This is a genomic window from Pantoea sp. GbtcB22 (assembly GCF_019091025.1).
In the GTDB taxonomy this organism is placed as follows: Bacteria; Pseudomonadota; Gammaproteobacteria; order Enterobacterales; family Enterobacteriaceae; genus Pantoea; species Pantoea leporis.
In genome coordinates this window covers 65,166-79,513 of sequence record NZ_JAGXKB010000008.1, presented here as the reverse complement: position 1 = coordinate 79,513, position 14,348 = coordinate 65,166, and the positions used below count along the sequence as shown (strand labels likewise).

The window sequence follows — 14,348 nt, the reverse complement described above, 5'->3', positions numbered from 1 at the left end:
CATAGCGTTAAACTCTATGCCAATTTTCTTCCAACAGACGGACATAACGGATGACCAGACATTTTGACTACCTCGCCATCGGCGGCGGCAGCGGCGGTATCGCCTCGATTAACCGTGCCGCGATGCACGGCCAGAAGTGCGCGCTGATTGAAGCCAAAGAGCTGGGCGGCACCTGTGTCAACGTCGGCTGCGTACCGAAAAAGGTTATGTGGCATGCGGCGCAAATCGCTGAAGCTATTCATCTTTATGGGCCAGATTATGGCTTTGATACCACGGTAAACCGGTTTGACTGGTCAATTCTGGTGAAAAACCGCAGCGCCTACATCGACCGCATTCACAGCTCGTACGACAACGTGCTGGGTAAAAACAAGGTTGAGGTGATCAAAGGTTTCGCGCGCTTTATCGATGCCAACACCGTGGAAGTGAACGGTGAAACACTCACTGCCGATCATATTCTGATCGCCACCGGCGGGCGTCCAAGCCATCCAAACGTGCCGGGCGCGGAATACGGTATCGATTCTGACGGTTTCTTCGAACTCGATGCGCTGCCAAAACGCGTGGCGGTCGTGGGCGCGGGTTACATCGCGGTGGAGCTGGCGGGCGTGGTCAATGCGCTGGGTGCGGAAACGCATCTCTTCGTGCGTAAGCATGCGCCACTGCGCAGCTTCGATCCGCTGATCGTCGATACGCTGGTAGAAGTGATGCAGGCCGAAGGCCCAACGCTGCACACCGAATCGATTCCAAAAGCCGTGATTAAAAACGCCGACGGCAGCCTGACGCTGCAGCTGGAAAGCGGCCACGAGCAAACCGTAGATTGCCTGGTGTGGGCGATTGGCCGTGAGCCGGCGACCGACAACCTCAACCTGGCAGCAACCGGCGTGGCGCTGAACGACAAAGGTTACATCAAGGTCGATAAGTTCCAGAACACCAGCGTGAAAGGCATCTACGCGGTGGGCGATAACACCGGCGCGGTGGAACTGACGCCGGTGGCCGTGGCGGCAGGTCGTCGTCTCTCCGAGCGCCTGTTCAACAACAAACCGGACGAGCATCTGGATTACAGCAACGTGCCGACCGTGGTGTTCAGCCATCCGCCGATTGGCACCGTGGGCCTGACCGAACCGCAGGCGCGCGAACAGTACGGCGACGATCAGGTGAAAGTGTATAAATCTTCTTTCACCGCGATGTATACCGCCGTTACCCAGCATCGCCAGCCGTGCCGTATGAAGCTGGTGTGCGTTGGCCCGGAAGAGAAGATTGTCGGCATTCACGGTATCGGTAACGGTATGGATGAGATGCTGCAAGGCTTCGCGGTGGCGCTGAAAATGGGCGCAACCAAGCAAGACTTCGATAACACCGTAGCGATCCACCCAACAGCGGCGGAAGAGTTTGTGACGATGCGTTAATATTTTCCGCCGGAATTGAAAAACCAGCCATTTATTCATGGCTGGTTTTTTTATGGCTGCAATTTACATTCCTTTTTCTTCACTACTCAATAATCCACGCACAGGATAAGATTTATTTCTTTGCTGCAGGGTGCGCATTAATGCGCACCGCAAACTTCATGGCATTGCCAGCTTATTTATTTTTACGGGGAGAACGGTGTGAACAAAGGTCGGAATCGGGCATGAATATTATTGATATCATTATGTCCGCAGGCAAAGCCTCGGTAGACGTGGCGCTCTACACGTTGATTCCGATTATGGTAGTGATGTTATTCATCATGAAATATCTGGAGGTCAAAGGCGTACTGGATTTTGTTGTACGTCATGCCACACCGTTATTAAAACCCTTCGGTATTACCGGGCTGGCATTTTTTGCCATGATTCAACTTAATTTCGTCAGCTTCGCGGCACCGCTGGCGGCGCTGGCCATCATGGAAAAGCGCGGTACGTCCGATCGTCATATGGCGGCCACGCTGGCGATGCTGTTTGCGATGGGCCAGGCCAGCACCTTTTATCCCCTGATTCCGGCGGGATTACACTGGAGCACAGCGCTAATTATTTCGATCTGCGGCGGTGTATTAGCGGCGGCGGCAACCTATCACCTGTTTGGCCGCAAACTTTCCGATGCGGCGCTATTAAATGAAGATGAGGCCGTTACCAACAGTGAAAATAAAATGGGGCTGATTGGCATCATTAATAGCGCCGGATCCGATGCGATTCGTCTGGCGCTGGGTTCGCTGCCGATGCTGATTATTTCATTATCGGTGGTTGGCATGTTGAAAGAAGCGGGCGGGATTGAAATGCTGACGCGTCTGGTGTCGCCACTGCTGGATAAGCTGAATATTTCCGAAGTCTATATTCTTCCGGCGCTGACCAAATGTCTGGCGGGCGGCACAGCCTATTACGGCGTGGTGGCGGGATTGGTGGAGAAAGGATTATACAGTGCGCACAACATCAACGCCTCGGCGGGATTACTGATTCAGACCTTTGACCTGCCCGGCATCGGGATTTACCTTGGCCTGTCGAGCCGATTCCCGCGCCTGTTCCGCTTTGCCGTACCTGGCATTCTGCTCGGTATTGCGCTGCGTGCGACGGTGCACGCCATTCTATTCTGATGATGGCTCAAAAGCGTTGATGATGGATAGCCGCCAAACCCTCTGCTTTGTGATTATATAGAACTAAAACACAGTAAAAATCTATATACATTGCAAATATAGAAAAGAATATCTATAATATCTAAATCCAGTGAGGAGTGTTTGTAACAAGTGAGGTAAGGGAATGCCAGAGCTACATTGGCGCAAAGCTGCTCTGAAGCAGATGCGAGCCATTGCAGACGCTAACGAAAGGAAGAAGCTGAATGAGCAAGTGAATGAGTTAAAAAAGTTTCCGCTTGTTCCGCCCAATCTGGATGTTAAGTCTTTGAAAAATGGTCAGGCTGACTATCGGCTTAGATGGGGAAATTATCGTGTTTTGTTCGACTACAACAAAGGCGAGGAACCGAAAATCATCGCTATTCAGCAGGTAATGAGACGTACCAGCGGAACATATAAATAATCAAGGTAGAGATTTGCTGCCTTAATTCACAGATTCTCAACTCGTTTTCAAAAAACTGATAACGCTGAATACTGGAACATACATCCTATGATCGAATTCATCACTGACAGTGCTGGCAACCGCAAAGCGGCAATTGTTCCCATCGAGCTGTTCGAAAAAATGACTCAACATGCTGATTTCACTGAACTATGGGAATCAATCCCTTACGAATCCGGTATTAATGATGACGCCTTGATTCCAGGTGACGTCGTAGACATCGCCATTAATAAGGGTGTCACTCTTCACGCCGCTTGGCGCATCTATCGTAAACTGACCCAAAAGCAGGTTGCTGAAGCGCTTGGCATCACGCAAGCGTCTGTCTCTGCGATGGAAAAAAGCGAAAAACCGCGTGATTTTAATCTCGCCAAGCTCGCTGAGCTTTACGAGTGCATGCCAGAACAACTTACCGATGATTAAACAAAAAGCCGGTCTTCCCGGCTTTTTTGTGCCACGCGTTCTGCATGGCACTCGCGTGATTTTTAAATTATACGATTACACATCCGCGCCGAATGCCACATCGCGTTGCCCGCGCAGCTCCGCCAACCGCCCTTCCAGCGCCGCTTCGATGTTCTGATACGCCGTACTGCCAAGCGCTAAACGCAGCGGCATGCTGGCCTGATCCAGCGTGGCGATCATCGCCGTGACGCATTTCCCGGCATCGCCAGCAATGGTGAAATCGCCTGAAAGAATTGCCTGGCGCAGCTGGCCTGCAGCGTTTTCACGATAAACTTCTAGCGCATCTGCCACGTCCAGCCCGGCGCCAAAATGGGTTGCGGTGGGGCCCGGCTCGACCAGCAGGAAATCGATACCGAAACTGGCGACTTCCTGGCGTACCGCCTCGACAAATCCCTCAATCCCCCATTTCGTGGCGTGATACAGGCTGAAATTGGGATAAGCAACCTGGCCGCCTTCCGAAGAAACCTGTGCGATGCGCCCGCCGCCTTGCTGGCGCAGGAACGGGATCACCGCGCGAATCAGCTGGATTGAGCCGGTAAGATTGGTGGCGATCTGCCGATCAATCTGCGCATCGCTCAACTCTTCAGCTGCGCCGAACAGGCCGTAAGCGGCATTGCTCACCACCACATCAATGCGATCGATGGCGGCAAAGGCGCGTTTAATGGTGGGCGCGATGCTGGCGGTGTGCGCCAGATCGAGCGTAATAACCTGCAGCCGTTCGCCATAGGTTTGCTGCAGATCGGCCATCACCTGTTCACGCCGCACCGTCGCTACTACGCGATCGCCACGCGCCAGTAAACGTTCACTCATCAATCGGCCCAGCCCGCTGCTGGCGCCGGTAATCAACCAGGTTTTCATCTTGTGCTCCTCATATTGAAAACCTGATGGTAGATCGCTTTACTGGTGGAGATAATCCACCTAATCGCGCATGACCCGGTGAGGAAAAACCACCAATGAGACGTCCTTCCTGGCACGAACTGCAGGCCATTAAAACGCTGGGCGAGCAGCGCAGCTTTCGCCGTGCCGCTGAAATGCTCGGCCTCAAGCGCTCGTCACTCAGCCATCTGGTGAAAACGCTGGAGCACAATCTGGGCGTACAGCTGTTTCAACGCACCACACGTAGCGTGTCGCTCACCGATGCCGGGCAGCAACTGCTGGATCGACTCTCGCCGCTGCTGAACCAGATGGATGATGTGCTGCACGACATCTCCGCCAGCCGCCATCAGCATTACGGCACGCTGCGCATCAGCGCCAGCGATGCCGCGATCGCTTTGCTGCTGGAGCACGTGGTGGCGGACTTTAGCGCGCGCTATCCCGATATCCAGCTCGATTTTGCCGCGCAAGGTGCGTTGGTGGATATCACCGCCGCCGGTTTTGATGCCGGCATTCGGCTGATTGAGGATGTGCCGCAGGATATGGTGGCCGTTCCGCTTGGCGGCCCGCTGACGTTTGTCACCGTCGCCGCGCCCGCTTATCTGGCGAGAAACGCGGCGGTTAATCATCCGCGCGATCTGCTACAGCAACAGTGCATTCGCCAGCGCTTACCGAGCGGAAAACGTTATCAGTGGGAATATGCGCAGGCGGAAGAAAAGCAGGAGATTGACGTGCCAGGCACGCTGACTTTGGACAGCAACGCGCTGATGGCGCAGGCCGCTCTCGCCGGTTTAGGCATTGCTTATGTGCCGTCGCTGTATGTCGAGAAGGAGATGCGCAGCGGCCAGTTGGTGGAGCTGCTGGCCGATTGGCGGGTGCAATCGGCGGGGATTGCGCTGTGGTTCCCGCCCAACCGGCATCAATCCATGGCGCTACGGCTGTTTATCGATGCGCTGAAAGTCGGCCTGCCACGTCATGCGTGAGGCGAGCAGCACGGCTTTTGTCTTAAAACCTTTGGCAATGGCGTTGATCCTTTGATGCCCGGCGGCGTAACCTGTCGCCACAAAACCTAAAAAATACACCATCGCAAAATGATTGTACGTCCTCACCAACACTGGTTTCTCCGGCTGTTTGACTGGCATGGATCGGTGCTCAGCAACATCGTGTTCCGCCTGTCGCTTAACCTGCTGATGTCGCCGCTGGTGTCGATGTTTATCTCCTACACCTTTTTATCGCTGGAAGCGCTGGCGGAGGAGCTGGAACATCCGTTTGGCACCGCACCGAATCATCTGCCGCTCGATGCGCTGTGCGTCACTATCGAACGCAATTTGAAAGCGATGAATGGCGATATGCCGCTACCGGAACCACTGCAGCCGGATGCGCATTTCAATTTGACGTAATCAACTCTGATTATCCAACCAACGCACATACGCCTGATCCCACAATGCGGCAGGCGTGCCCGCTTTGCCGAGACCAAAACCGTGACCGCCGCTGCTGAGCTCAATCAGCTCAACCGGCACGCGCATGCGGCGGCAGGTATCGCGCATCAGTTCAGTATTATGAGGATTGGAGGTGCGATCGTCCTCGGCCTGCGCGAGGAACGTCGGGGGATATTGACGTGTGACGTAATTTTGCACTGACCAGTTGGCTTCCTGGCTTGGCGTGGCGTTTTTCCCCACCATCATCAGATGCGTGTTGGTGTGCTGATATGGCGCTTCAAGGGTGATCACCGGATAAATCAGGCCAACGCTATCCACCTTCGGCCTGATCTGGTCAAGCGGATCCTGCGCCGGATAGGATTCGAAATCCGGACGCGCCGCCGCCATGCCAAGTAGATGGCCACCGGCAGAAAAGCCCAGCACATGCACTTTGCGCTCCATCGAACGCACCAGACGAATGGCGCGCTGCGCGTCCTGCAGCGGTGCCAGATTGCCCGCCTGCCACTTCTCACCCGGCAAACGGTAGCTGAGCACATACACGGTATAACCGTTGGCATTAAGCCAGCGCGCTACCGGCCAGGCTTCGCGGCCCATGCCGATAAAACGATAGCCGCCGCCCGCCGCCACAATCACCGCTTCGCCGTTGGGATTTTCCGGGCGGAAACGCTGAATGGCGGGTGAAACGATATTGGTCCAGGAGCCGTGCGAATTCACTTTAAGCAAGCCGGAAGGACCGCCGCCGCCCGGCGGATCGTCGGGCCACAACGGAATGACGTCATCGCGGGCAAACAGCTTGCCCGCGGTCATCGAGAGAACGGTTGCTCCAGTAGCCAACAAAAAGTGACGACGTGTAATCATCTTGCCCAGTGCCAGTATGCAAAAAATGCCAGCTTCAACAGCTGAATCTCATTATGTGACGCGTGTCTGATTTCGACGTTGGCGATTATGTACGTAAATCGTACAAAAAAGCCATAAAAAACGCGCCTAAAAAGGCGCGAGCTTTTTCGAATACCCTAAATAATTCGAGCTGCAGGAAGGCGGCAAGGGTGTGAATCCCCAGGAGCTTACAAAAGGGGTGAACACACGCAGCCAACGCACCTGCAGCTTGAAGTATGACGGGTATTAGTCCTGTTGCTGGAACTGGGTCATTACCGTTTGTTCGCACTGCTGCTGATCTTTACGCAGTTTGCCGCGCTCATCTTCGCCCAACTCCAGCCACGCGCTAATCACTTCCTGCGCGATTTCTTCATTAAATTCAGGCTGCTGCATGGCCGATGAAGACTGGCTGGCCGCGAGTTGCGACTTCAGCTTCTCGGTGTAACCATCCAAATCACTGGTCTTCTTTTCACTGCTCACCAGATGACACAGCTGGCTGGCATAAACATTCTCTTCCTGATTATTGTCACCGTCGGCAGCCAACGCACCGGCCGACAGCGACAGCCCAACGAGGGCGAGTAATAACGCTTTCATAATAGGCTCCAATAATTTCCAATAAATCATTTTTCGTTCTGTTCGGCGCGGGCGGCCTGACGGGCAGCACGCCAGTTTAACAATGGCGTGACCGTGATGCCGTGCAACACAATGCTGCACACCACTAACGTCAGCGCCATGTCCACCATCTGTTCCGCCTGCGGTCCACGCATGCCGTGCACCCATGCATAGGCAATATAATTGATACTGCCGATGCCGCGAATACCCAACCAGCCAATTAGCAAGCGTCGCATCAGCGGAATATCGCAGCGCCATGTGGTGATCCACACCGCCAGCGGGCGCACCACCACAAACAGCAGCAGCGCCAGGCCAATGCCGGTGAGATTCCAGTGCTGCGCCAGCGTAATACCGAGCACCACCATCATGCCCGCCGCCAGCAAACGCTCGATAGTATCACCAAAGGAGAGCGCATCGCCGATCACCAAACCCACCGATTTCACCATGCCGCTGCTGCCCTGCGCCATCCGCTGACCGGTATTTACGCGCGCTTCAGCCGGTAAGAAACGCTCCTCTTCAGACATCTCATCTTGCGGATAGTGCTTCACCACGCGCAATTCCGCACGACGTAAACCGACGCCAGCCGCAAAGGTGGCGAGGAAGCCCGACGCATCCACCGACTGCGCGGCGGCATAGCTGAGCGCAATCAGCGCCAGCGCGAACAGATCGTTGGGTGCCAGATCCTGATTGGCGGTACGTAAATGCGTCGCCAGCTGGCCGATCAGCCAGCCCAGCGCAAAGCCTATTCCCAGCCCGCCGCCAATCGCCCACAGCGCATCTTTGGCGAACCATTCACCGAGCGCAGCGGTGCTGAGTTCGCCCGGCTGCAACAGCAAAATCGCCAGCATCAGCAGCGGCAGCGCCGAGCCGTCGTTCATGCCCGCTTCGCTGGAGAGCGCCACGCGCAGGGCATCGTCGTCACGCGCATCGTTCACTGAAATCAGGCTGGCGAGCACCGGATCGGTCGGCGCGACAATGGCACCAAACGCCAGCGACATCGCCCAGTCAAAGCCGGTGATCCAGTGCACCAGCACCGTCATGCCGCCGACGGTGAGCAGCATCGCGGGAAACGCCAGCCTGACGCCAAGCCGCCACGCATGCGCATTGAGCGGTAAGCGCAGTTTCAGCCCGGTAATAAACAGCGATGCTGCCATCGCGATTTCAGTAAGATGCGCGGCGAGGTTGGCGTGACCGATGATGTCGACTTGCAGCAGATTGAGCATCCACGGGCCACATAGAATGCCCGCGAACAGGTAGAGACCAAATGAGGTCACTGGCCCGCGGTGTATCCAACCGGAAGCCAGTGACATAAGAAGTAAAAGACCGCCGGTGGCGGCGGTCCAGGCCAGGAAATTCATAACGCTCCGTTTTTAAATAACATTCTCCTTTAAGCCTGGCACATGTTAGGCGATCAGTTTTTCAGATGACGGCTTGCGAGGCGAATCATCAGGGCAAGCGCAGCGGCCAATGTTGCGAGTGCAACCACGCCGGTCCAGCCCCAATGTGCCAGCGCCAGGCTACCCAGCGCCGCGCCGGTCGCCATGCCGATGAAAACAACGGTAAACATCAAGGCGTTAAGGCGGCTGCGTGCTTCTGGCGCCAGGCTGTAAACCAGCGTCTGATGCGCCACCAGCGTGGCCTGCACCCCCAAATCAAAACCGATGGTGCTGATGATAATCAGACCAAGCTGAGCCGGCATCGGCAGCAGCGGCAGCAGGAACATCAGCGCGAACGACACCATCACCAGCGTGGCACCGTACTGCGTAACACGCGCCGGACCGATGCGATCCGCCACACTGCCCGCTAACGGCGCGGCTAGAGCACCTGCCGCACCCGCAAGGCCGAATGCGCCAGCGACCGCGCTATCCAGATGGAAGTTTTGACTCAGCATCAACGCCAGCGTTGACCAGAAGGCGCTAAAGCCCACCGACAACAAACCTTGTGCCAGCGCGGCGCGGCGCAGCGTTTGATGGTGCTGCCACAGATGCGCCAGCGACAGCAGCAAACGCGGATAGCTCACCGAAGTGCCCGGCGTAAAGCGCGGCAGCACGCGCCACAGCGCCACGCTAATCAGCAACACCGCCGCCGCCGCAATCATGTACATGGTGCGCCAGCCGAAATACTCCGCCACCACGCCGCTTACCACGCGTGATAGCAAAATCCCCACCAGCAATCCCGTCATTACCGTGCCGACGATTTTGCCGCGGCTGCGCTCCGGCGCTAACGCCGCTGAAGCGGGCACGATGTCCTGCGCCACGGTGGCGGTTAAACCGGTGACGAAGCTGGCAATCAGCAAGGCGTTCAATCCGCCCGAGAAGCCACACAGCAGCAGCGCGGCAACCAGCAGCAAACCTTTAATCAGGATAATGGTACGGCGATCGTGGCGGTCGCCGAGCGGGGCCAGCAGCAAAATGCCCAGCGCGTAACCGGCTTGCGTCAGCATTGGCACCATGCCGACGCTGCCAATCCCAACGTTGAACTGTTTGCTGATGATATCCAGCATCGGCTGGCTGTAGTAAATCGATGCGACGCTGAGTCCGGCACCGGCCGCGAGCGTAAAGACCAGCGGCGCGGGCAGTTTTTCAGCTGGCATGGCTGACGTTGATATAGCTGACATAGTGGATTCCCCCGTGAAAGTGCGCTTATTAAAGCGCGTTGCCGCCATACGCGGTAGACTGCTCAAACACAGAACTGTTATGCGTGGTGCGTATGAACAACCCATCCAGCCTTGATCGTATCGAACTGATGCAGACCTTTATTCGCATCGTCGAGAGCGGCTCGCTCTCCGCCGCCGCCGCCCAGCTCGGCACCACGCAGCCCACCATCAGCCGAAGGCTGCAGGCGCTTGAGCAGCGGCTCGGTCTCAAACTGATTATGCGCACCACGCATGCGCTGAAACTTACCGACGATGGCGAACGCTGTTATGCGCAGGCGCGTCAGCTGGTCGCGACCTGGCACGCGCTGGAGGATGATCTCACCGGCGCCAGCGACGACCCGATTGGCACGCTGCGCGTGCGGGCGCCGCATGCGTTTGGTCAGGATCAGCTCATTGAACCGTTAATTGATTATCTACATCGCTATCCACGCTTAAACGTGGAGTGGACGCTGAATGACCGCACGCCAGACTTCATCAGCGAAAACATCGACTGCGCCATTCAGGTCGGTGCGCCCAGCGATGCGTCCATCGTGGCGGTGCTGCTGGCGGAAGTGCCGCGCTTTGTGGTGGCGGCACCGTCGCTGCTGGCCGCGCACCCGCCGATTGAGGACGTCTCGCAGCTCACCAACCTGCCCTGGCTGGCGCTGACCAGTTTTTATCGCAACGAAATCGCCCTGCAGCGTATTAACGATGGTCAGCCGGTGAATCTGGCGATTGCCCCGCGCCTCGCCAGCGACAGTTTATACGCGGTGCGCAAAGCCGCCGTTGCCGGGATGGGCGCGGCGGTGGTGTCATCGTGGGTGGTGCAGGAGGATTTAGCGAAAGGGGATTTGATTCAGCTGTTGCCGGAGTGGCAAGCGCCGCCGCTGCCGGTGTGGCTAACTTATCCGTGGGCCAGCTACTATCCGGCGCGGTTACAGAAGTTTTTCGCCATGATTCGGGACGTGATGCCGAAGTTAGCCGGGACGCAGCCAGCGACGCGGTAGCGGTTGTCCCTCACCCTAACCCTCTCCCAACGGGAGAGGGAACCGATGGTAGCGCGGTCGGCCTCCTCGCCCGCTTGTGCCGATGGTAGCACCCTCAGCCCCCTCGCCCGCTTGCGGGAGAGGGCTGGGGTGAGGGACAGCGCGCACAAACTACATCTTCACCGCTTTCTTATCCCCCTTCGACATATTGTCCAGCCAGCCCATTACAAAGGCCGACAGCACAAACGTCAGGTGGATAATCACGTACCACATCAGCTTATCGTTTTCGATGTTGCGCGCGTCCATAAAGATACGCAGCAGGTGAATCGACGAAATCGCCACAATCGAGGCCGCGACTTTGTTTTTCAACGAGCCGGAGTCCATTTTACCGAGCCAGCTCAGCTTCTCTCTGTGCTCATCAATATCCAGCTTGGAGACAAAGTTCTCGTAACCCGAGAGCATCACCATCACCAGCAAACCGCCGACCAGCGTCATATCCACCAGCGACAGCAGCAGCAGAATCAAATCGTTCTCCGCAATGCTGAAGACGTGCGGCAACAGGTGAAAAATTTCCTGGAAGAATTTGATGGTCAGCGCCAGCAGGCCCAACGAAAGTCCCATGTAAACCGGAGCCAGCAGCCAGCGCGATGAATACATCAGGTTTTCGATAAAACGTTCCATAAGTTCCCATTAATCAACAGACAAGTGGGCGAGTATAACCGAACTTATGTGAAGTTATTTCAGCCCTTCTTCAGAAATTTCAGGCGCGGCGGGCAGCGGCAATGACAAACGGAACACCGCGCCGCCTTCCGGCCGATTCTCCGCCCAGATGCGCCCGCGATGGGATTCGATAATGGTTTTACCGATCGCCAAACCCAAGCCGACGCCCGGCACCGCCGACTCTTTATCACCGCGCGCAAACTTGTCAAAAATACGCGTGAGGTTCTCCGGCGCGATGCCGGGACCGCTGTCCCACACCGCAATCTCCAACCGATCGCGATCGCGCCACGCCCGAATACCGTGCTGCGCCGCGTTGCCTGCGTATTTCAGGCTGTTTTCGATCAGATTGGTAAACACGCGCTCCAGCATGGCGCTGTCGCCTTTGATCAGCACCATCTCGGGTAAATCGAGGATAAATTCATGGCCCTTCAGCGACGGCCCCATGCTGCTCAGCGCGCCACCAATCACCTCATCCAGCGCCACCCACTCTTCGCGCAGATTGAGTCCACCGGATTGTATGCGCGCCATATCCAGCATGTTACTCACCAGCCGGATAGTACTCAGCGTCTGTTCACGAATCTGATTGGCCTGGCCGACATACTTCGACTCTTCGCTGGCGAGATCGAGCATCAGCATCTCCGCCTGACCAAACAGCACCGTCAGCGGCGTGCGCAGATCGTGCGACAGCGCTGACAGCAGCGCATTGCGCAGCTGCTCGCGCTCGGCGGCCAGCCGCGACGCCGCCTCACTGTGCGACAGCGCCATGCGTTCCAGCGCGTTAGCAATCAACACGGTGAAGGTTTCCAGTAAACGCTGCTGCTCGGGGATCATCAGCTGACGCAGGTTTTCCGGTTCCACCACCAGCAAGCCGCGACAGTGATTACCACTTTTCAGCGGCAGAATCTGGTACGGCACCGCGGGCAAGGTATCGGTGCCCGCGCCCGCCGGTTGGCCTTTGCTGTAACTCCATTTGGCGATGGCCAGATCCGGCGGCGTACCGATCGCGGTATCGCCCACGGTTTGCAGCTCGCCCTGCTCATCCGGCAGCAGCAGTAAACTGCGCGCCTGCAGGGTGACATCGATGATGCGCTGGCTGGTGGTGGCGATATCCTGCGGCGTCAAATCGCTGCCGAGCGCTTTCGCCATCTCATACAGATGCCGCGCGCGCTGTTCACGGTAGCGCGCCACTTTGGCCTGATAGCGCACGCCCGCTGTCAGATTCCCAACAATCACGCCCACCGCCAGCATCACCGCGAAGGTCACCAGATACTGCAAATCCGACACCGCCACGGTGCCGGTAGGCGCGACAAAGAACAGGTCGAAAGCGATGATGTTGATCACCGTGGCGAACACCGATGGCCAGCGGCCATAGCGCAGCGCCACCAGCACCACCGCCAGCAGATAAATCATCACGCTGTTGGCGGGATCAAACGCCACCAGCAGCCAGCGGCCGACGCCGGTGACCAAAATACACAGCAGCAGCGCCATCACACAGCCGCGCAGATAGAGCCGCCATTTTTCGTTGCTGGCGCGCTGGCCGCTGAGCGGATGCGGCGCATCGCGCACCGGTTCATCCAGCGCCACCACCAGCAAATCGAGATCCGGGCCGAGTTCGCCGAGGCGCTGGGCAAAGCTGTCGCGCCGCCAGCGCCGTTGTGGCTGACGGCCGGTCACGATTTTACCGAGATTGTGCTCGCGCGCGTAACGCAGCACCGCGCGCGCTTCATCGGGATCGGAGAGCGTGGCGGTTTCAGCGCCAAGTTCCTGCGCCAGTTGCAGCGTGCGTAAAATGGCGCGACGGCGCGCTTCCGGCAGCCGATTGAGGCGCGGCGTTTCCACATACACCGCGTGCCATTCGCTGCCGAGCCGTGCCGCTAAACGCGCGGCGGTGCGCACCAGCTTTTCGCTGCCGGTATCGTCGCCGATGCACAGCAGAATGGCATCACGCGTGTGCCACACTTTGTCGCGGCCTTGCCGATCGCGCCAGGCACGCATCTGGTCATCCACGCGATCGGCGGTACGACGCAACGCAAGCTCACGCAGCGCGAACAGATTGCCTTTACGGAAGAAGTTTTCGATGGCGCGTTCGGCGCGGTCGCCGACGTAGACTTTGCCCTCTTTCAGCCGCTGACGCAGATCGTCCGGCGGCAGATCCACCAGCACCACTTCGTCGGCGCTATCAAAGAAGGGATCGGGCACGGTTTCACGCACCTGAATGCCGGTGACGCCGCCGACCACATCATTCAGGCTTTCCAGATGCTGGACGTTAACGGTGGTGATGACGTCAATGCCCGCTTCGAGCAGCTCTTCAATGTCCTGCCAGCGCTTGGGATGACGCGAACCCTGCACGTTGGTGTGCGCCAGTTCATCCATCAGGATCACCGCCGGATGGCGCGCCAGCGCGGTATCGAGATCGAATTCGGCATGGCGCGAACGGCCGGTGGTACGCCGTGGCAACAGCGCCAGCCCGTTGAGCAGCGCGGCGGTCTCTGCACGATCGTGGGTTTCTACCACGCCGGCTAACACGTCGAGACCTTGCGCCCGCAGGCGCTGCGCCTCCTGCAGCATGGCGAACGTTTTGCCCACGCCCGCACAGGCGCCAAAGTAGATTTTCAGCTTACCGCGATGGCTGTCGCTGTGGTTCAGCAGCAGCGCATCGGGATCGGGGCGGGCAATTTCGTCGTTCATCGATCGTCCATCGTAAAAACAGCGTGAT

13 protein-coding genes and 1 pseudogene are annotated in these 14,348 nt (G+C 57.4%); 7 read left to right on the top strand and 7 right to left on the bottom strand.

The genetic code is table 11. The features are described 5' to 3' along the window. Nucleotides 1-50 precede the first annotated feature (50 nt). From gorA to KVT28_RS20515, 4 genes are all read left to right on the top strand, one after another. Nucleotides 51-1,403 carry a glutathione-disulfide reductase gene (gorA, locus tag KVT28_RS20530; RefSeq protein WP_210081399.1) on the top strand — a complete coding sequence of 451 codons (1,353 nt, stop codon included), beginning with the start codon at nt 51-53 and terminating at the stop codon, nt 1,401-1,403. A 221-nt stretch (nt 1,404-1,624) separates the two neighbouring features. Continuing rightward, on the top strand, nt 1,625-2,557 hold the full coding sequence (locus KVT28_RS20525; protein WP_101762731.1) for a nucleoside recognition domain-containing protein: 933 nt from the start codon (nt 1,625-1,627) through the stop codon (nt 2,555-2,557). A gap of 163 nt (nt 2,558-2,720) precedes the next feature. Next, a complete protein-coding gene (locus KVT28_RS20520) occupies nt 2,721-2,996 on the top strand; it encodes a type II toxin-antitoxin system RelE/ParE family toxin (RefSeq protein ID WP_101762732.1) in 276 nt (91 codons plus the stop codon). A gap of 87 nt (nt 2,997-3,083) precedes the next feature. After that, nucleotides 3,084-3,452 carry a helix-turn-helix domain-containing protein gene (locus tag KVT28_RS20515; protein ID WP_110867668.1) on the top strand — a complete coding sequence of 123 codons (369 nt, stop codon included), beginning with the start codon at nt 3,084-3,086 and terminating at the stop codon, nt 3,450-3,452. A 75-nt stretch (nt 3,453-3,527) separates the two neighbouring features. Here the strand turns inward: KVT28_RS20515 and KVT28_RS20510 are convergent, their stop codons facing one another. Then, the gene (locus tag KVT28_RS20510; protein ID WP_217549863.1) at nt 3,528-4,349 is read right to left on the bottom strand and encodes an SDR family oxidoreductase; all 822 of its coding nucleotides are present in this window, start codon (nt 4,347-4,349) and stop codon (nt 3,528-3,530) included. Nucleotides 4,350-4,444: 95 nt separating this feature from the next. On the opposite strand from KVT28_RS20510, the gene KVT28_RS20505 reads away from it, so the two are divergent. After that, nucleotides 4,445-5,347, top strand: coding sequence for a LysR family transcriptional regulator (locus tag KVT28_RS20505; protein ID WP_101762735.1), 903 nt, complete (start codon nt 4,445-4,447; stop codon nt 5,345-5,347). A 207-nt stretch (nt 5,348-5,554) separates the two neighbouring features. Continuing rightward, nucleotides 5,555-5,764, top strand: a pseudogene (locus KVT28_RS20500) (bestrophin family ion channel); the annotation flags it as partial. Here KVT28_RS20500 and KVT28_RS20495 read toward each other — a convergent pair. The 4 genes from KVT28_RS20495 to KVT28_RS20480 all read right to left on the bottom strand — a co-directional run bounded on the left by KVT28_RS20495 (nt 5,765) and on the right by KVT28_RS20480 (nt 9,908). Next, nucleotides 5,765-6,661 (bottom strand): alpha/beta hydrolase, encoded by an 897-nt coding sequence (locus KVT28_RS20495; protein ID WP_110867672.1) that lies wholly within the window; start codon nt 6,659-6,661, stop codon nt 5,765-5,767. Nucleotides 6,662-6,925: 264 nt separating this feature from the next. Continuing rightward, nucleotides 6,926-7,273 (bottom strand): hypothetical protein, encoded by a 348-nt coding sequence (locus KVT28_RS20490; RefSeq protein ID WP_101762791.1) that lies wholly within the window; start codon nt 7,271-7,273, stop codon nt 6,926-6,928. A 26-nt stretch (nt 7,274-7,299) separates the two neighbouring features. Then, a complete protein-coding gene (locus KVT28_RS20485; protein ID WP_192236938.1) occupies nt 7,300-8,649 on the bottom strand; it encodes a sodium:proton antiporter in 1,350 nt (449 codons plus the stop codon). A 53-nt stretch (nt 8,650-8,702) separates the two neighbouring features. Beyond that, nucleotides 8,703-9,908: an MFS transporter gene (locus tag KVT28_RS20480; RefSeq protein WP_101762738.1), complete on the bottom strand. Its 1,206-nt coding sequence runs from the start codon at nt 9,906-9,908 to the stop codon at nt 8,703-8,705. A gap of 92 nt (nt 9,909-10,000) precedes the next feature. Here KVT28_RS20480 and KVT28_RS20475 point away from each other — a divergent pair, with 92 nt between their 5' ends. Beyond that, nucleotides 10,001-10,933 (top strand): LysR family transcriptional regulator, encoded by a 933-nt coding sequence (locus KVT28_RS20475; RefSeq protein WP_137386705.1) that lies wholly within the window; start codon nt 10,001-10,003, stop codon nt 10,931-10,933. Nucleotides 10,934-11,083: 150 nt separating this feature from the next. Here KVT28_RS20475 and KVT28_RS20470 read toward each other — a convergent pair whose 3' ends face one another. Next, on the bottom strand, nt 11,084-11,593 hold the full coding sequence (locus KVT28_RS20470; protein WP_101762740.1) for a TIGR00645 family protein: 510 nt from the start codon (nt 11,591-11,593) through the stop codon (nt 11,084-11,086). A 54-nt stretch (nt 11,594-11,647) separates the two neighbouring features. Then, nucleotides 11,648-14,320, bottom strand: coding sequence for a two-component system sensor histidine kinase KdpD (gene kdpD / locus KVT28_RS20465; RefSeq protein ID WP_217549861.1), 2,673 nt, complete (start codon nt 14,318-14,320; stop codon nt 11,648-11,650). Nucleotides 14,321-14,348: the final 28 nt, after the last annotated feature.